This window comes from Vibrio qinghaiensis (assembly GCF_002257545.1).
In the GTDB taxonomy this organism is placed as follows: Bacteria; Pseudomonadota; Gammaproteobacteria; order Enterobacterales; family Vibrionaceae; genus Vibrio; species Vibrio ordalii.
This window is the reverse complement of record NZ_CP022742.1, coordinates 402744-421016: the sequence shown is the minus strand read 5'-3', so window position 1 is coordinate 421016 and position 18273 is coordinate 402744. Positions and strand designations below refer to the sequence as shown.

Sequence of the window (18273 nt, the reverse complement as noted above, 5' to 3'; positions counted from 1 at the left end):
ATGGCTCGATATATCAATGGTCAGAGTAACGAAATGCTCGTTTTTTGAGCTTATCAATATACGCTGAAGACGCCTCTTTGGTTACCAATTCAAAATCACCAGAGTAAACCGTAGGTACCGGTTTTCCTTCAAGATCCCACTTAATGGCTTCCGCCATAGCAACACCTGCATCATCATTGACACGCATAATAGTGACATCAAGTGTACTATTTTGTAACGCTTCCAATTCAGCCTCACCACCACCCCAGCCGTTTAAAGTAATGTCTTCTCTATTTTGCTGCTGCAGCGCATCCATGGCACCGAGTGCAACATCAGTAGAGCATGCATAAATAAAATTAATATCTGGTGTTTGTTTAAGGATATGCAAAGTTGCATCAAATGCACTATCTCGTGTCGCTTTTGTATAAAACGAAGAGGCCAAGTGATATTTACTGTCCCGACTCATTTCTTGGATAAAACTATCGCCGCGTGCATCGCTAACATAGCCTTCAGAATAATAGAGTACAGAATAAGCACTATTCTTTGGCACCGATTTTTTGTAGTAATCCACCAGCTTCATTGTGCCAATTTCATGATCAAACCCCACGTACATAAAAGGCTGCCGATCTCCCCAACTTTTTACTGGCGTGGTGATATTTTGCAGGATAATTTTGGTTTGATTTGAGCTTAACAACTGCTCGATAAATTTACGATGCCGGATGGTATCAAGCGTAAACACCAAATAATCGGATTTGTTTCTGATCGCTTCCATCAGCGATAAACTTTGTTGACGAATATCAATATTCGGACGAGTAAATACCTGATTAATTTGGTATCTGATCCCAAGTTCATCTAAACGCATCTCAAAAGCTTTGATATTGCGTGCCCAATAATCGGAAACTTGTTGGCCTGGATAAACAACAGAAATGTGAATGGGTTTATCTTGCTCTATTGAGAGTGCAGCAGGAGGTTGACGCACTGCCTGTATCATCTGGTCGGTAAGAACCTGTTGCGCAGGATTAAGATCTAAAAACTCTTGATATCGCCAATAGCCATTTAAAACTTGTGCGGCAGCCTGAGTGGAGGCTGCCAAACTGACACTAAATACAAATGAAAGGAACAGGATTTTTCTCATGGCATTCTCGTACACTAACTTCTGGATTAAATGATACACAATGGCTGATTTCGCACTCATCATATTTCCGGACTACCCAATGAAGGATCAAACAAGCATCCCGTATATCATATTGATTATTAAGTATGTGCCTTATAAATGATAGTACAAACTACTAAAAAAGCTGACGTACACTTACTAACCGCTCATTTACTAAACAAAAGCAACAGAATGCTTTCTTATAACTTAAAAGGTGAAAGCTAAATTCCCAGAAATGCCAAATTGGTTATCCCCAGCATAGTTTCCTGCAAGATCGAAACTGACAAGATCTCCGGGACTGATGCCGATGCCAAACGTGACAGCGTTATCCAAAGTATCTTCTAGATCGATTTCATAACCGGCTCGAAGCTGTGCCCATCCCCACGCATTGCCTTCTAAGCCAAAGCGTAGGTATTGCGTATCATCTTTTTGGTCTTTGAAACGACTCTGCTTTGTTGCATCTAAATCGATTGCAGCAGTGAAAAACTCAGTGACATATCCACCCGAGATTGTGACTTGCGTATCCAAATCATATGAACTTAAACCATCAATGGTTTTTAATTCTTGAGCCAAAAGATCCTTTACCGCAACACCCATACGAAAATCGTTAATTAACCATACAGCCCCTAAATCAAGATTGAAGGCATTATCGTTCGTTTCGCTTTTGTCATAATCAGCAAGATCAAATTCTTTTACCGAAATATTTTGCTTATAGGTTCTTAATTGTTGAATTTTAGGCGTAATGCCAAATGCCAATTGCTGACCACGAATGTTGTATATTTTGGCCAGTGCTAGGCCAAATTCTGAGTAACCAAATGCAATCAGATCAACGGTGGAGTTTTTATAACGATTCTCAACGTCGGCGCTGCTATTGCCTGTATTTGCCGCAATATCAGAACGCGCAATCACCTCAGCGTGCCCACGCGCAAAAATATTAAGTGAAACTAGATCGAGAGGAATCGCTATCGCCATACCAATGCCCGCCGATACAGCAAGAGGCTTGTCGTCGGCAAGCTGGTCTAAATACTGGTTGAGCTTATCAATATTACGTTGATTAGGTGTACCCGAATTTTCAAACGCTTTGATGCTATCTTGCAAATCATCAATGGATTTTAGGCTTTTATCTGGATCTCTAGCCGCAGCACCTACCGCAGGGAAAAGCACGCCAAACGTGTCATTATTCCGATACACGGCCACCAATGCAGGATTATAGAATGGGGCTAGCAGATAATCGGCCGTTGTTACGCCTGTATTCCCCATTCCATTACCACGCGCGTCAGCTATCGTGTTCGCCGCTTGTGCAGAAGCACAAGCCAACAAGAGCAACGAAACCAATGACCATTTGTTGTAACTGTTCATATTGCAACCAACCTTGTTGTTATTATTCCCTAAACAAGGTTAATACAATTTTTTACATTGCACATGAAATTGGCGAATAATGCCGCTGACCAAACCTAATCGTCACCAAAATCATCCATGCCACTAACAGAGAAATGAACATTCTCTTGCCCTGCCACCAACTGTTCTTTTTGCAATTTTGTCAGCTTTTTAATCGCTAACTCAGTTTTTAAAGCGAGGCTTTTACCGCCTTCTACACGTTGAGACCAAACCAATAATAACGGCCCTTTACCTCGTAACGCTTTTGCACCCTTCCCTGTTTGGTGTTGTACAAAGCGTCGTTCAACATCCGTCGTAATACCGCAATACAGTGCTTGGTGGCGGGTTCGAACCAAATAAACCCACCAGTCCGAGCAATCTCTGTGGGGCACCTTATTCACTTACAGTAAGCTTTCCACCAAAGCGCGTAACTCGGCGACTTCATTTTTTAATGCGTGAACCTCATGTTCAAGTTGATCAATACGAGTGGTCACTCCACCTTCCACCGCGTGAGCAAAGCTCTGCTCCAAACTTTCAACGTCAACCTCTCCGGAAAAGAGATGTTGATAACGCGACTCTCGCTTGCCCGGTTCCCGTGGTAGCTTCACCACCAGCGGGCCTGATTCACGGTTGGCTAAACCGTCTAGAATAGTTTCGACTTCTTTTACATCGGTAAAGCTGCATAAACGGTTAGTACGAGTGCGCAACTCTCCCGGTGTTTGCGGGCCACGCAGTAACATGCAGCACACCAAGCCAAGCTCTTGATTTGATAACTTTAAATCGCCAAATTCGGTGTTGCAGAAACGATGCTGATATTTGCTTACTCGACTGTTAAAAGCACTTTCATCACTCATCAAGCGACGTGAAATCAAGCCCTCAGCGGCATCTTGAACCTCAGCTTCGGTTAATGACAGCACTGGCTCGCGGTTACTTTTTTGGTTACATGCAGTGGTCAAACTGTTGAGCGTTAATGGGTAGTAATCTGGCGTGGTCACTTCTTTTTCAATTAAACAGCCAATAATTCGTGCTTCTAGGGGAGAGAGCTCAATATTCATTATAATTTCCTTTTTTCTAAGCAGAGTTTCCTAATCAAGACCACAATCTACGTTGTACGTTGTACGTTCTATGTTCTATGTTCTATGTTCTATGTTCTATGTTCTATTAGTGTTCTAACAACAGTGAGATTCTGATGAGTTTCCCATTGCTATCAATCATCATAATCTTTGCACGGCTTAACTCTAACTCGGTCATCTCTAGCTGTTCACGTTCGCTAATGTAAGCCTCACGTAATTTGACATTGTGATGCTGTTTTGCAGGCACGTCTTTCGTGTTAGGGATTACAATCTCTGAAAGTTGCATATCTGGTATCATTACATTGTCATACGGTTCGCACATGATATAGCGCATTTACACCGCAGTACAATCACTCATGAATAGACTGATGATTTCTTAATCAAGAGTGAGTCAGGATTGATCTAAAGACTGTTATGAATCAGCTCGATATGATTTAATCAGTAGCAATTGACATTCAAGTTGGAAAAGGAACCTATGAGTATCGTATTTGAAATTGTTAACCAAGCTCGCCGTAAAAATAAACTGAAACGTGAACTGCTAGATAACGAGAAAAAAGTTCGTGATAACCGTAAAAGAGTTGAATTGCTTGAGAACTTGCTCGATTACATGAAACCAGATATGACCCACGAAGAAGTCATGGCGATCATCAATAATATGAAAGCCGATTACGAAGATCGCGTCGATGACCACATCATCAAAAGCGCAGAAATTTCAAAAGAGCGCCGTGATATTAGCCGTCGTATTCGCGAGCTGACCGATAAAGATAAACAAATGACTCAAGGCAAAAAGTAAAATTGATGCCGACCATCTTCGAAACCCGCATCAAAGCGGGTTTTTTATTGGCAATAACATTCACAAAGCCAATGAATGTTTCCATCAAACAAAAGCACGATAAATTTAATGCAATAGACATTAAACGTTTGCGTAATCGCTAACCTTCTCCGAACCTGGTTTTGAGTCTTTTATCACATATTAGCTATTGTTATATTAATATACATAAAATTAACTATGACCATTCGAGGCATGGAGCTTCCTCACTTATCTCACGGCGAGAAGATTGGTACCGACATCGTTCGGCATATATTAAGAGGGTCAAATTATGGAAATGAATGTGGTTGAAATTTTGGGCTATGCCGCCTCAATCATGGTGGCAATCTCGCTGACAATGAAAGATATCGTTAAACTGCGTATTCTTAATTTTGTTGGTTGTGCACTGTTTACCGCTTACGGACTAATGATTGACTCATGGCCTGTAGTGCTCACCAACGGCTTTATCGCCTGCGTAAACATATACTTTTTAGCAAAGATGCAGCGAGAAAAAAAAACGGCTGACGCCAAAAACGCTGCATGATAAACCCAAAATAATAAAAATTGACGTGTAAAAAAATGCTCTGCCACGATGACAGAGCATTTTTTATCGATAAATCAGAGAGCAAAAACATAGATAGCCAAGCAAAAAGCCTCTAGCAGGGGGATACATAGAGGCCATAAGGCTAAGTATTACTCTTCGTCATCGTGCATAGTTGCCCAAGCTTGCGCACATTTCACCGCACGTTTCCAACCTTTATAGCGACGATCGCGCTTCTCTTCATCTTGATGAGGAACGAATGTTTTATCGATCACGGCTTTATCAGCAAGCTCATCCAAGCTTCCCCAAAAGCCAACCGCAAGACCAGCTAAATAGGCTGCCCCTAGCGCGGTCACTTCTGTCACTTTAGGACGGTGCACTTCGGTAGCAAGCACATCAGATTGGAATTGCATTAAGAAATTATTGGCTACCGCGCCACCGTCTACACGTAACGCAGACAGTTTAATGCCAGAATCAGCTTGCATTGCATCAAGTACATCACGTGTTTGGTAAGCGACACTTTCCAAGGTCGCTCGAATAATATGGTTCGAATTCACGCCACGCGTTAAACCAACAATCGTACCACGGGCATAAGCATCCCAATATGGCGCGCCTAAACCAGTAAACGCTGGCACAACATAAACGCCGTTGGCCGTATCAACTTTCGTAGCGAAATATTCCGAGTCATGCGCATCTGAAATCAGTTTCAATTCATCACGCAACCATTGAATCGATGCACCGCCCATAAAGACTGCACCTTCAAGTGCATAGTAAGGTTCACCAGCAGGGCCACAAGCCAGAGTTGTTAGCAAGCCATTGTGTGAGGTGACTTTCTCTTTACCTGTGTTCATCAATAAGAAACAGCCAGTGCCGTAAGTATTTTTTGCTTGGCCCGCCTCAACACACATCTGCCCATAAAGTGCAGCTTGCTGGTCACCCGCAATCCCAGCAATAGGAATACGTGTCCCCCCTTTACGACCAATGTTGGTTTGGCCGTAAACTTCGGAAGAGTTCTTCACTTCAGGCATCATAGACAAAGGAATATCAAACTCTTTTAGGATCTTTTCATCCCAATGCAAGTTATTGATATTGAAAAGCATAGTGCGAGATGCATTGGTATAATCAGTAACGTGAACACGGCCTTGTGTCATGTTCCAAACGAGCCACGAGTCAATCGTACCAAACAGCAGTTTTCCAGCCTCGGCGTCTTCACGAGCCCCTTCGACATTATCCAAAATCCATTTGATTTTGGTGCCAGAGAAGTAAGGGTCAAGCACTAGGCCTGTATTCTCGCGGATATACTCTTCTAGCCCTGGGCGTGCTTTCAATTCTTCACAAATGGATGCGGTACGTCGACATTGCCATACAATCGCATTGTAGACTGGTTTACCCGTTTCTTTGTTCCACACCACCGTAGTTTCACGTTGGTTGGTAATACCAATCGCCGCAATTTCATCACTGCGAATGCCTGCTTTGCCAAGTGCTTCTACTAGCGTCGAACTTTGCGTCGCATAAATTTCCAGTGGATCATGTTCAACCCAGCCAGCTTGAGGGTAGATCTGGGTAAATTCACGCTGAGAAACACTGACAATGTTAGCATCATGATCTAACACTACAGCACGTGAGCTTGTTGTTCCTTGGTCAAGGGCAACAATATATTTCTGCTCAGTCATGGTCTTTTCCTTATCTTTCACGTTAATCGTTTTATGAAGTGTTGTCGTTATTTTAGACGTGAGCTTGCTCACTTTCTTCTACGTCATCACACTGGTTTGGAATGGTGCAGCCTACGCCGACAGTGGGTAAGTACGCGCCAATAAATTTAGGGTAAGCCCATGCCCCAAAACAGGCACCAGCAATAGGAGCAATGATAGGTACGATGAAGTATGGGATATCTTTTGCACCTGTTAGTGCGTAGTCCCAGCCAGCTAAGTAAGCAAACAATTTCGGCCCAAAGTCACGCGCCGGGTTCATTGCAAAGCCAGTCAATGGGCCAAGTGAACCACCGATAACCGCAATCAGAATACCAATCAGCAATGGGTTCATTGCATTGCGATGAGCACCATTATTTTCATCACCTAGTGCCAAAATAGCGAACATTAATACCGCTGTGATGACAAATTCGACCGCCAATGCACCAACAAATGATAATGAAGCATTAGGGTAGGTAGAAAAAATACCTGCTGTGGCTAACGCTTCTTGGCTGCTACGGACAAAATTGTGTGCGATTTCATAATCAGTAAAAAGGTTGCTGTACAAGCCGTAAACCAGAGCAGCAGAGCAGAATGCACCGAGCATTTGCGCCGCAATATAGGGAAGCACTTTCGCTTTATTAAAGCCATGAAAGGCGGCCAGTGCAATGGTCACCGCTGGATTAATGTGAGCGCCAGAAACACCCGCAGTGCAATAGATAGCAATTGCCACACCTAAGCCCCACATGATGCTGATTTCCCACTGGCCAAATTGTGCACCAGTGAGAACTAAGGCGGCAACACAACCTACACCGAAAAAAATCAGCAATCCCGTGCCGATAAACTCCGCTATACACTCTCCGAGAAGAGTATGTTGTTTTGTTCGAGTCATAGTAAGTGTCCTTGTTTATTTTTTGTGTACACAATGTCTGTGTGCGGCAAATTTTGCACATTTCTCTTCCCACGAAAATTAAAAAACAGCATTTATGAGCGTTCGAGCACAATTCTGTTACTTTTAATATTATTTTTTGTTAATTAACTCATTATTTTGATCTTCTGCTCACTAACGCAGATCTTAACAAATGATAGGAAACTAAGGGAGTATCTATAAATAGCAACATAATCAAGTGTAATAATGGATAGAGATATAATTCCATACTGATAAAAGAGGCATGATGAAGAGGTCATCGGATCAGCTCGTAAGCGTATTCGCTCTCCAAAACGACTACAGTTGTTAAATTAACTCAACCTAAATTGTTAAATTATCCATCATTTTGATATAAATCGACATGCAGACATGAATTCAACGCCAAAATGAAACACAATTTCGCTCACTCGCTCTTTTGTGAGCAATATATCGAACATTTTCTATTGAAAATGCCACACTAAATATAAGTTTTTCATCGAATAAGGTTTCACCATGACCACAACCACACGATTTGAAACCGATGTTGTTATCATTGGTGGCGGAGCAACCGGTACTGGGATCATGCGCGACTGCGCACTGCGTGGCATTGGGTGTATTTTGCTAGAAAAAGATGATATTGCCTCTGGTACCACCGGGCGAAATCACGGTTTATTACATTCCGGAGCACGTTACGCAGTTACCGATCCTGAATCGGCCAAAGAGTGCATCCAAGAGAATCAAATTTTAAAAAATATCGCCAGACATTGTGTAGAGAAAACCGACGGCCTGTTCATTACTCTGCCTGAAGACGATCTTGCTTTTCAGAGCACGTTTATCGACGCGTGCGCTCAAGCTGGCATTACAACCGAGCCGCTTTCTGCCAAAGAAGCACTGCGTTTAGAGCCTCACGTTAATCCAAACCTTGTTGGCGCGGTCAAAGTACCCGATGGCACACTCGACCCTTTTCGTTTATGCGCTTCCAATGTGCTAGACGCCAAAGAGCATGGTGCGCGGATCATGAACAAAACCATTGTGACGTCGCTGATCCGCCAAGGTGACACAGTATTAGGCGTGCGCTGTTTACAGCTCAACACTCATCAACAATATGAGATTTTCGCCAAAGAAGTGATTAACGCAGCTGGAATATGGGGACAAAACATCTGTGAATACGCCGATCTCAACATCAAAATGTTCCCCGCGAAAGGCTCATTGTTGATCCTTGATTATCGTATCAACAACCTTGTGATCAACCGCTGTCGCAAGCCTTCTGATGCCGATATTCTTGTCCCTGGCGATACCATTTCCCTGATCGGCACTACCTCTGAACACATTGACTACGACCAAATTGACAACCTGCACGTGACTGAAAAAGAGGTCGATATACTACTGGCCGAAGGCGCGAAACTGGCCCCCATCATGGCGAATACTCGTGTATTACGCGCTTATGCGGGTGTGCGTCCATTGGTCTCTATTAATGATGATGGCAGCGGCCGAAACATCAGTCGCGGCATCGTATTACTTGACCACGAACAACGCGATGGATTGAAAGGCCTCACCACGATTACAGGCGGTAAATTAATGACTTACCGCCTAATGGCAGAATGGGCGACCGATTTAGTCGCTAAAAAACTGGGCAATAATACCCCTTGCGAAACTCATACTCGCGCCCTACCCGGCTCCAACGAAACCCCCAAACAGGTGAAAAAAACCGCCAGCATTGCCAAACCCGTCTATGAATCGGCTATTTATCGCCATGGTGAGCGCGCACAAAATTTCTTATCTGATGATGCAAAGAGCCAAGCGGTTATTTGTGAATGTGAAATGGTGACCGCGGGCGAAATTGAATACGCAATTAAACAACTCGATGTAAATAACTTGGTCGATTTACGTCGCCGCACTCGTTTAGGTATGGGACCGTGCCAAGGAGAGCTTTGCAGCTATCGCGCCGCCAGCTTATTTCAAGAATATGGTCACGTTTCGGGAAACCAATCGAGCCAACTGTTGGTTGAGTTTTTAGAAGAGCGCTGGAAAGGCATTAAACCGATTTTCTGGGGAGATGCACTGCGCGAAGCTGAATTCAGTTACTGGATTTATGAAGGCTTGTTCGGAGCCAATGACATTCCAACGCAACACAAGCAAAATGAAAGTGAGGAGACGTTATGATGAAATACGACGTCACAATTATCGGTGGTGGAATTGCAGGTTACAGTGCAGGTCTTCGCTGCTTACAAGCGGGCCTAAAAACAGCACTGATCAGTCAAGGCCAAAGTGCTCTGCATTTTTCATCCGGTTCCATCGATGTTCTGGGTAAACTGCCTAGCGGCGAAGCGGTTGAATCCCCTTTGCTCGCCATGGAAGCATTACGTCAACAAGCCCCGAATCACCCTTACAGTAAAATTGGCGCTGACACTATTTCGCAAGGGTTAATGTGGTTTCAAAAAACGCTGCAGCAGCGCGGCATGCCGCTGACACACCAAGCGGACAACAGTAACCACTATCGCATTACTCCGATGGGGACATTGAAAACCACTTGGTTATCACAACCTTATGTTTATCAACATAAAACGAATGCTGATTTCAAGCGTATTGTGCTGCTCGCCATCGATGGTTATCGAGATTTTCAACCACATATGCTGCAAGATAACTTACGCGCTCTACCTGCATTTTCGACTATCCCAAGTGAGATCATCAATATCACGATTCCGGGTTTCGAAGCACTTCGCCATAACCCCAACGAACTGCGCTCCATCGATATTGCTCGTTTGCTCAAACAACCACACGCATGGCGCAGTTTTTGTGATCAACTGATCCGTCATGCCACTGTGCAAGATCTAGTGATCCTACCGGCTATCATGGGCAATGGTGATGGATTAACCTTACTGAATAAACTCAAATTGGAAACCAACTTGCAGTTGCATGAAGTCCCGACCATGCCGCCATCATTAATGGGCATCCGCATTGAAGATACACTCAGCCGAGCTTTTTTAACCATGGGTGGTACCCATTTAAAAGGCGATAAAGTCATCAGTGGTGAATTTGATGGCAACCGTTTGACCGCCATTCATACTCAAAATCTCAATGATATGCCGATTCAAGCAGACCATTTCGTGATGGCTACAGGAAGCTATTTCAGCCAAGGTTTACAGGCTTCTCATCACGGTATTAGCGAACCCGTGTTCCAATTAGAGACGGAAAGCTGTCATGATCGCGCTCTATGGCGAAACCATGCCTTTTTCTCAGAAAACTCTCACCCTTTCATGACCTTTGGTGTGCTGACCAACACGTCACTTAACCCAACTCATCAAGGTAATATCATTACCAATTTATACTGCTGTGGTTCAATGCTCGCGGGTTATGATCCTGTCTTTGAAGGCAGCGGTGGAGGCGTTGCTATTGCCAGCGCTTACCACGCTACCTCTCAAATTATGGCTCAAACTCAATCTCGACCAGCCATTCAGGAGGTATTAGCATGAGCACCTCTTTTGTTGAAGCCGCACCCAAAAATACCTCTTTTGATCAATGCATCAAATGCACTGTTTGTACCGTTTATTGCCCGGTTGCTAAAGCAAACCCACTCTATCCGGGGCCAAAACAGTGCGGGCCGGATGGCGAACGCTTGAGGATTAAAAGCGCAGAGTATTATGACGACCTACTCAAGCTCTGCACCAACTGCAAACGGTGTGAAACCGCCTGTCCTTCCGGAGTAAAAATTGGCGATATCATTGCTGTGGCGCGTGGCAAACATGGCAAAAAAACACTGAGTCCAAAGCTGGTGCGTGATTACGTGCTGAGCCATACCGATCTTTTTGGCACGATCGCCACACCATTTGCACCGATAGTGAACGCTGCTACGGCTATGCCGATGGTAAAAAAACTGATGCACAAGACCATTGGTGTGCACGATCATAAATCACTTCCCAAATACTCACACGGCACGTTTCGTCGTTGGTTTAAGCAGAACTGCACACGCCAACCCCTGTATAACCGGCAAGTGACCTATTTCCACGGCTGCTACGTTAACTATAACCACCCACAGTTAGGTAAAGATTTTGTCTCTGTGATGAATGCGATGAATATCGGCGTGCGGTTACTGGATAACGAGAAATGCTGTGGTGTACCGCTGATTGCCAATGGTTTTCACGATAAAGCACGTAAAAATGCGCTATTGAATGTGAAAAATATCGAAGCCGCGGTAGTTGATCGTCAAACGACGCTCCTCTCCACCTCATCAACGTGTTCGTTTACCTTACAACAAGAATACCCTCATGTTTTAGGGGTTGATAATAGTAAGGTGGTCAAACAAATCGAGTACGTCACACGCTTTCTACTCAAAGAGTTCATGAGCGGTAATGCGCCTAAAATGAAACCCGTCAACTTGAAAGTGGTTTACCACACCCCTTGCCACCTTGAACGCAGCGGTAATGTCATTTTTACCATTGAATTATTAAAAATGATCCCGGGATTGGAGTTAGTGGTCTTAGACAGCGAATGCTGCGGCTTAGCGGGAACCTACGGTTTTAAAGAAGAGAACTATGACGTTTCAATGAAAATTGGCGCGCACCTGTTTGATGCAATCAAAACATCGCAAGCTGACTATGCGATTACCGATTGTGAAACCTGTAAATGGCAAATTGAAGAAAATACCGCGTTAGAAACCATTCATCCAATTAGCCTGCTCGCCATGGCGATTGCCTAGTTTACACACCTAGCATTGAGAGTAAAACAGGCCACATTGTGGCCTGTTCTCATACTGCTTGTACTGTGTGAACATTCGTTTTCTAAGCGTTATTTAGATAGCGGGCGCTGCTGGCAGTGCTCAATTGCATTGGCCAATAATTCTAACGCACTGGACTGACACTCTGGTAACTGCGCTTGGCTACGGCTAATCGCAGTAACACGCTCGCCCCATTTGATGTGCCCAGCCCCCCAAGTTAAGCCCGCCCCGAAAGCGGCCACCAGCAGGTTATCATTCGGTTTGATTTTCCCTTGTTCTACCGCTTCACACAATGCAATAGGTACGGTCGCGGCAGACGTATTACCATAGTGTTGAATGTTAACGAATGCTTTATCTTGGCTAATACCTGATAAGTCACACAAGGTTTGAATGATACGAATATTCGCTTGATGCGGGATCACCACATCAACTTGCTCGGTTGAAAGACCGGAACGCGCCAACACAGTTTGCGCCGCTGCGCCCATGCCTCGAACCGCGCGTTTAAAAATCTCTTTCCCAACAAAATCAAAATCCCAATACCCATTGTCAGCGGCAAAACGATCCATCGAAGAGCCAAATTTAGGCACCGCCAAAATATCACGCCCTTCTGCATCACAACCGATTTGTGCATCTTGCAAACCTACTACTTTATCGGTTTTACTCAAGACAACAGCACCAGCACCGTCACCAAACAACACAGCGGTATCACGTTTGGTCCAATCAATGTAAAAAGAGAGACGCTCAGCACCCACCACTAACGCATGGCGGTAATGGCTTGATTGCATTAAACGTGTCGCAGTTTCTAATCCATAAACAAAACCGGTACAGGCTGCATTTAAGTCAAAAGCGGCGGCATTTTTAATCCCAAGGTTCTGCTGCACTTTCGAGGCAATATTTGGGATAAGAGAATCTGGCGAACAGGTTGCGATGATGATGAGATCAATCTCAGTTGCATCAATCCCAGCGCAAGCGATGGCGTGTTGGGCAGCCACCGTAGCTAAATCCGAGGTATTGACATGGCTAATGCGGCGCTGTTCAATCCCGGTGCGAGTTTTAATCCACTCATCGGAAGTTTCAATAAAGGTGCTAAGATCATGGTTTGAGAGCGTTGCAGGTGGTAGGCATTTACCCCAACCTGTAATTTCGGCATAGAATTTTGTCATTGTTAACCTGTTCTTGTTGTATTTTCTAATGCAATCCAAAGACCTAAAATTAAAAACTCATCGTATGAAAGAGAAATGAGACTCAAAAGGTCCTTTTGATGTCAGTCAGTATACGCGCTTTTGCTCCGACGTTAAGTCTAGCGATACTGAAAGAGTAACTCATTATAACCAACAATAAAGTTGGCATTTTTTATCGATTTATGCCAACTTTACTGCTCATTGCTCTGGCTTTATTTTCGATTAATAAAATTAATCGTTAAGAACATAATTTTTCGTTTTACCTTTCTCAATATCAGCTCCATATTCGCCGCAAAATCTCCCATCAATTCTGGTTTTGAGGCAAAGTCAATGGACAACATCACTGTGAACGCGTCGTCCCCTCGCATTTCCGTTCCGGTCATTGCGCTATCGCTTTATGCGATTGCCTCAGGCTATTTAATGAGCCTGATCCCATTGATGTTGCCGCATTACGGGCTTGATAGTTCATTGGCAAGCTGGCTTGCCAGTGCCTTTTACGCTGGCTTATTGATCGGCGCATTAGTCGTTGAACCTGTTGTCAACCGAGTTGGCCACCGAAACGCTTTTGTATGGTGCTTAGCGCTACTCATGTTAACCATTTTTGCCTTACCTGCTCTGCACTATGCCAGTGCTTGGTTAGTGGCACGTTTTGTTGCTGGTATTGCGGTGGCGGGTGTTTTTGTTGTCGTCGAGTCTTGGCTATTACACGGTGATGAAAAAGGCCGAGCAAAACGCCTTGGTATCTATATGGCGGCGCTTTACGGCGGTACGGCATTGGGCCAATTAGGGATTGGTTATTTAGGCGTATCAGGCGGCGTGCCTTTCATTGCCATCATTACCTTGCTATTAATCGCCAGTTTGGTGCTGATTTATGGCGAATCTGACCAACCGTCAACTCAGCATGCCGTCAGCCTATCACTGAAACAGGTACTCAAACTAAACCATGCCGCCTTGCTCGGTTGCGGAGTTTCAGGACTCACTTTGGGGGCTATCTACGGTCTAATGCCTGTTGAATTGGAACAACGCGGTATCAGCCATACCGATATTGGCAGCTTAATGGCGCTTGTAGTTTTGGGTGGCATGGCGGTGCAACCTATGGTGCCTTGGCTATCAAAGTTTTTGGGCCGAACACTATTAATGGCACTGTTTTGCTTGATTGGCTCTGCGGCGATTACCATGACCTTGTTCGATTCAACGATGATGATATTAGCTGCCAGCTTGTTTTTCTTAGGTATGGCGACGTTTGCCCTGTACCCAATAGCCATCAACTTAGGTTGTGATAAGCTCGATGCCAATTACATTGTCTCAGCGACACAAGTTATGCTGTTTAGCTACAGTATCGGCTCTGTGGTTGGCCCAATGATCGCTGATTGGTTTATGCAAAGATCGCAAGGCTTAATGGGCTATCTCTTTATTGCTTTACTGGCGACTTGTATTTATATGTTGGCTTCAAGCCTCAAAACCAAACGCCAGTGGGTGGCGGGAAAATAAGTCGCAGCAAAGCGGATCATATTTTATCGCAAGGCGCACGGTTCAATCGTTGATGGCGATTTGATGCATGCGCCTTTGGTTTTTCTGGTAGTGCACGTTTTTCATGCAGTAGATGGCGGATCGCCAATATAGGGTGAGAAAGCAACATTCTTGGCCCTGCGTAACGCATCACCAATCTCATTTGTTCTTTCGGCTCAGGCTTATAGCAATGAATTGGGCAACGGTTGCAGGTGGGTTTATGTTGGCCATAAGGACAGCGATCTAAGCGTACTTGCGCATATTCCAACAAGGTTTTGCAACACGTACAGAGGCCAGATTGACAGCGATGATGGCGCTGACAATAAATGTTCACCATCGCCTCTACGGTACGAAATTCACTGAGCAGCTCTCCCGTTAAAAGATCGCTATGCATTTTTTCCATTGCCAATAACTTCCATTGAGATCGCAGATAAAAACAAGTATCCTGCGCCACCTTGTTCCTCATGTACCCAAGACTTTGTGTCAAAGAGCAGACGACGATGAACCGCAAAAAGAAAATTAACCAAACACTGCAAAAGCATCTTAAAAAGAAGCATGCCAAGCTGCACGGCAGCAATAAGCCTCGTTATATTTCAAAAGCTGAACGTGAAAAATTAGACGCAGAGCAAGCCGCTTCAACCAGCACGGTAGATACTCAACATAGTGAGATTGTGCCTGCTGAAGGTGAGCTACAACAGTAAGTCTTGCTCGATTGGAACAAACTGGCTGGCGACATCAATAAGGCTTTGAGCCGTCAGCCTTGGTACTCCGTACACTTCTACTTTTTTGTTAAAACGCTGTTTAATCCGTTCGACCAATAGCTCGAAATCACCATCTCCTGATACCAGAACAATCACATCAGCTTGCTCTGCCAGCTCAATCGCATCGAGAGTAATACCGACATCCCAATCCCCTTTTGCACTGCCATCACGACGCTGAATGAAGGGCTTAAGCTGAACCTCAAAACCAATACCGCGCAAAATATGGTGGAACTGGCGCTGCTTAGGATCTTGGCTAGCAATCGCATAGGCATTGGCTTTAATCACCTCACGCCCTTGAGTGGCTACATACCAAAATTGGTTGTAATCAAAATGCTGGCGGTACTTCTCTTTACAGGTGTAATAGACGTTTTGAACGTCGACAAGAATGGCAACTTTTTCCATGAGCTCTCTTCTCAAATAGAAACAAAAACAGCGGCTTGTTCGCCGCTGCTTTGCAAATTGCGCTTAGTATACGCCAAACCACTTCAATTTGTCGTGCAAGCGAGTCACACTGCCGACCACAATCAAGGCTGGGCTTTGTGCTTGTTGCGCTAAAAGGGGTAAATCGTCAAGCGAGCCCGTCAATACTCGCTGTTTATCTGTAGTGCCGCGTTCAATAATCGCGCAAGGCGTTTCTGCGCTCAGGCCAGCATCCAACAAGTTTCGCGTGATATTCGGGCACTGCTTTAACCCCATATAAAAAACCAAGGTTTGATTGTCTTGCGCTAAACATCGCCAATTGATCGCTTTACCTTCTTTTTGTAAGTGACCCGTAATGAACTGCACACTTTGCGCGTGATCACGGTGCGTCAGCGGAATCCCCGCGTAAGCCGTGCAGCCTGCCGCCGCCGTGATCCCCGGAACCACTTCATAAGCGATATGATGTTCAGCCAGCGTTTCGAGCTCTTCACCGCCTCGGCCAAAAATAAAGGAATCACCGCCTTTCAAACGGACAACTTTTTTACCTTGTTTGGCTTTATCGACCAGAATTTGGTTGATCTGATCTTGCGGCACACAATGAAAATCCAACTGTTTGCCAACGTAGATCATCTCCGCGCTGCTTGGCGCCAGATCTAAAATCGCTTGCGAAACTAAACGATCATACACCACCACTTGCGCTTGGCTGATCACCCGTAGCCCCTTAACCGTCAGTAGATCGGGATCGCCTGGCCCAGCCCCTACTAAAGAGACAAAACCGCGACTCGTTACACTGCTTACCATGATTATTCTCTACCTTATCGACAAAAGGATATCGTCATTAAGCGAGGTTAAACCTCACTTAACAATGGTTAGCCAAGGTTGCGTTGTGGCAAGGTTTTACCGTGAGTCATGTAAAGGCTTAACCCGGTAAATAACAAGCCGCCCACTAAGTTACCCAATGTGGCCGGAATTTGGTTCCACACCAACCAATCACCAATGGTAAATTCAGCCCCGAGCATCATACCAAGTGGGAACAGATACATGTTCACTACCGCATGCTCAAAAACCAAACCGAAGAAGATAAAAATAGGTAACCACATTGCAACCACTTTGCCGCTCACAGTAGTTGATGTCATAGCACCGACAACACCTAGACACACCATCCAGTTACACAAGATGCCTTTCACAAACACGGTGATCCAGCCATTAATACCGTGTTCGGCAAAGCCAAGAGTGCGAGCAGTAGACGCTTTGATAAACGCTTGCCCAACAGCGCTCGGCTCGATACTGAAATTCATGGTGAAGGTTAGCGCCACTAAAAAGGCGACGGCAACGGCACCGATTAAGTTACCCAGCCCAACCAAGCCCCAATTCCGTAGAACGCCCGCTTTGGTTACTCCGGCGCGTTTTTCAAACAAAGCTAAAGGCGCTAAAGCAAAAACACCCGTTAATAAATCAAAACCCATTAGGTTCAAAATACAAAACCCCACAGGGAAGACCAGAGCACCAACAATAGGCACTCCGGTTTGCACAGCCGCAGTAATGGCCACAGCGACGGCGATAGCAAGAATCGCCCCCGCCATAATGCCGCGAATTAGGGTATCGCGCGTTGACATGAAGATTTTGCTTTCGCCAGCGTCAATCATTGTTTGCACAAAATCGGCAGGTTTTACATAAGACATAATGGTCCTTATTGTCACCAAAGTTAAAATTAAAAAGGGAAATTGAATAGATAAAGGCTCCCAGCCATCGATGCATCACCAAGAGAACTCGATGAACAAGGAACCTTTTTGCTATTGAATCTCATCGTCTCAAAAGCGGCTGTTAAGCCGCGACTTCGACCACACCGTCGGTGACTCGCGCGGCATAAGCTTTCACGCTAAAGCGTTCATCTTCCATACATTGGCCTGTTATGAGATTGAAACGCTGCTTTTTAAGCGGGCTTGCTACCCAGAACTGCTCTTGATGTTGGCAAATAAAACCGCGTGACAACACATTGGCTCGAGCAAAGGGATCCATATTGCTTATCGCCATCACTTCTTGCGCCTCAGTCGGACGGAAGAGAGCCACTTGCTCACCGTTCACCAGTGCACACACACCCGTTCCGGGAACAATGTCATTAATGTCACAGATGGCTTGAAATACTGTGTTATTAGCCATAG

20 protein-coding genes are annotated in these 18273 nt (G+C 44.8%); 7 read left to right on the top strand and 13 right to left on the bottom strand.

Features of this window, described 5'->3' with window-relative positions; translation table 11 throughout:
• Nucleotides 1–13: 13 nt before the first annotated feature.
• From CCZ37_RS15180 to CCZ37_RS15160, 5 genes are all read right to left on the bottom strand, one after another.
• Nucleotides 14–1114 carry an autoinducer 2-binding periplasmic protein LuxP gene (locus CCZ37_RS15180; protein WP_010319902.1) on the bottom strand — a complete coding sequence of 367 codons (1101 nt, stop codon included), beginning with the start codon at nucleotides 1112–1114 and terminating at the stop codon, nucleotides 14–16.
• A gap of 225 nt (nucleotides 1115–1339) precedes the next feature.
• Nucleotides 1340–2491 carry a conjugal transfer protein TraF gene (locus tag CCZ37_RS15175; RefSeq protein WP_094501293.1) on the bottom strand — a complete coding sequence of 384 codons (1152 nt, stop codon included), beginning with the start codon at nucleotides 2489–2491 and terminating at the stop codon, nucleotides 1340–1342.
• A gap of 95 nt (nucleotides 2492–2586) precedes the next feature.
• Nucleotides 2587–2910 carry a GIY-YIG nuclease family protein gene (locus CCZ37_RS15170; protein WP_094501290.1) on the bottom strand — a complete coding sequence of 108 codons (324 nt, stop codon included), beginning with the start codon at nucleotides 2908–2910 and terminating at the stop codon, nucleotides 2587–2589.
• The gene (locus CCZ37_RS15165; RefSeq protein WP_094501288.1) at nucleotides 2911–3564 is read right to left on the bottom strand and encodes a YceH family protein; all 654 of its coding nucleotides are present in this window, start codon (nucleotides 3562–3564) and stop codon (nucleotides 2911–2913) included.
• A 106-nt stretch (nucleotides 3565–3670) separates the two neighbouring features.
• Nucleotides 3671–3868: a hypothetical protein gene (locus CCZ37_RS15160; protein ID WP_010319898.1), complete on the bottom strand. Its 198-nt coding sequence runs from the start codon at nucleotides 3866–3868 to the stop codon at nucleotides 3671–3673.
• A 189-nt stretch (nucleotides 3869–4057) separates the two neighbouring features.
• Between CCZ37_RS15160 and CCZ37_RS15155 the strand changes: the two genes are divergently transcribed.
• Both CCZ37_RS15155 and CCZ37_RS15150 read left to right on the top strand, forming a co-directional pair.
• On the top strand, nucleotides 4058–4375 hold the full coding sequence (locus CCZ37_RS15155) for a DUF496 family protein (protein WP_010319897.1): 318 nt from the start codon (nucleotides 4058–4060) through the stop codon (nucleotides 4373–4375).
• Between the two features lie 307 nt (nucleotides 4376–4682).
• Nucleotides 4683–4934, top strand: coding sequence for a YgjV family protein (locus CCZ37_RS15150; RefSeq protein WP_010319896.1), 252 nt, complete (start codon nucleotides 4683–4685; stop codon nucleotides 4932–4934).
• Nucleotides 4935–5083: 149 nt separating this feature from the next.
• Here CCZ37_RS15150 and glpK read toward each other — a convergent pair whose 3' ends face one another.
• Entirely contained in the window at nucleotides 5084–6604 is a 1521-nt protein-coding gene (gene glpK / locus CCZ37_RS15145) for a glycerol kinase GlpK (RefSeq protein ID WP_094501286.1), read from the bottom strand.
• 52 nt (nucleotides 6605–6656) lie between these two features.
• A complete protein-coding gene (locus CCZ37_RS15140; RefSeq protein WP_010319894.1) occupies nucleotides 6657–7511 on the bottom strand; it encodes an MIP/aquaporin family protein in 855 nt (284 codons plus the stop codon).
• A gap of 528 nt (nucleotides 7512–8039) precedes the next feature.
• Here CCZ37_RS15140 and glpA point away from each other — a divergent pair.
• From glpA to glpC, 3 genes are read left to right on the top strand one after another with little or no spacing between them, the layout of a single operon-like run.
• Nucleotides 8040–9689: an anaerobic glycerol-3-phosphate dehydrogenase subunit A gene (gene glpA / locus CCZ37_RS15135; RefSeq protein ID WP_010318298.1), complete on the top strand. Its 1650-nt coding sequence runs from the start codon at nucleotides 8040–8042 to the stop codon at nucleotides 9687–9689.
• Nucleotides 9686–10999 (top strand): glycerol-3-phosphate dehydrogenase subunit GlpB, encoded by a 1314-nt coding sequence (glpB, locus tag CCZ37_RS15130; protein WP_094501283.1) that lies wholly within the window; start codon nucleotides 9686–9688, stop codon nucleotides 10997–10999. The genes glpA and glpB overlap by 4 nt, the downstream gene beginning before the upstream one ends.
• Entirely contained in the window at nucleotides 10996–12222 is a 1227-nt protein-coding gene (gene glpC / locus CCZ37_RS15125; protein ID WP_013867920.1) for an anaerobic glycerol-3-phosphate dehydrogenase subunit GlpC, read from the top strand. Before glpB ends, glpC begins: the two co-directional genes overlap by 4 nt.
• Nucleotides 12223–12311: 89 nt before the next feature.
• Here the strand turns inward: glpC and CCZ37_RS15120 are convergent, their stop codons facing one another.
• Entirely contained in the window at nucleotides 12312–13403 is a 1092-nt protein-coding gene (locus CCZ37_RS15120) for a ketoacyl-ACP synthase III (protein WP_026027461.1), read from the bottom strand.
• Nucleotides 13404–13751: 348 nt separating this feature from the next.
• Here CCZ37_RS15120 and CCZ37_RS15115 point away from each other — a divergent pair, with 348 nt between their 5' ends.
• Nucleotides 13752–14912, top strand: coding sequence for an MFS transporter (locus tag CCZ37_RS15115; protein WP_010319686.1), 1161 nt, complete (start codon nucleotides 13752–13754; stop codon nucleotides 14910–14912).
• A 16-nt stretch (nucleotides 14913–14928) separates the two neighbouring features.
• Here CCZ37_RS15115 and CCZ37_RS15110 read toward each other — a convergent pair whose 3' ends face one another.
• On the bottom strand, nucleotides 14929–15333 hold the full coding sequence (locus tag CCZ37_RS15110; RefSeq protein WP_202599014.1) for a nitrous oxide-stimulated promoter family protein: 405 nt from the start codon (nucleotides 15331–15333) through the stop codon (nucleotides 14929–14931).
• 97 nt (nucleotides 15334–15430) lie between these two features.
• Here CCZ37_RS15110 and CCZ37_RS15105 point away from each other — a divergent pair, with 97 nt between their 5' ends.
• A complete protein-coding gene (locus CCZ37_RS15105) occupies nucleotides 15431–15631 on the top strand; it encodes a DUF2986 domain-containing protein (protein WP_010319684.1) in 201 nt (66 codons plus the stop codon).
• On the opposite strand, the gene CCZ37_RS15100 is transcribed toward CCZ37_RS15105, so the two are convergent.
• From CCZ37_RS15100 to nirD, 4 genes are all read right to left on the bottom strand, one after another.
• Complete coding sequence (locus tag CCZ37_RS15100; RefSeq protein WP_010319683.1) at nucleotides 15620–16093, bottom strand: LabA-like NYN domain-containing protein; 474 nt, start codon at nucleotides 16091–16093, stop codon at nucleotides 15620–15622. The genes CCZ37_RS15105 and CCZ37_RS15100 overlap by 12 nt on opposite strands.
• A gap of 63 nt (nucleotides 16094–16156) precedes the next feature.
• Nucleotides 16157–16912 carry a uroporphyrinogen-III C-methyltransferase gene (gene cobA, locus CCZ37_RS15095; protein ID WP_010319682.1) on the bottom strand — a complete coding sequence of 252 codons (756 nt, stop codon included), beginning with the start codon at nucleotides 16910–16912 and terminating at the stop codon, nucleotides 16157–16159.
• A 68-nt stretch (nucleotides 16913–16980) separates the two neighbouring features.
• Nucleotides 16981–17793: a formate/nitrite transporter family protein gene (locus CCZ37_RS15090; RefSeq protein WP_094501277.1), complete on the bottom strand. Its 813-nt coding sequence runs from the start codon at nucleotides 17791–17793 to the stop codon at nucleotides 16981–16983.
• Between the two features lie 142 nt (nucleotides 17794–17935).
• Nucleotides 17936–18271: a nitrite reductase small subunit NirD gene (gene nirD / locus CCZ37_RS15085; RefSeq protein WP_010319680.1), complete on the bottom strand. Its 336-nt coding sequence runs from the start codon at nucleotides 18269–18271 to the stop codon at nucleotides 17936–17938.
• Nucleotides 18272–18273: the final 2 nt, after the last annotated feature.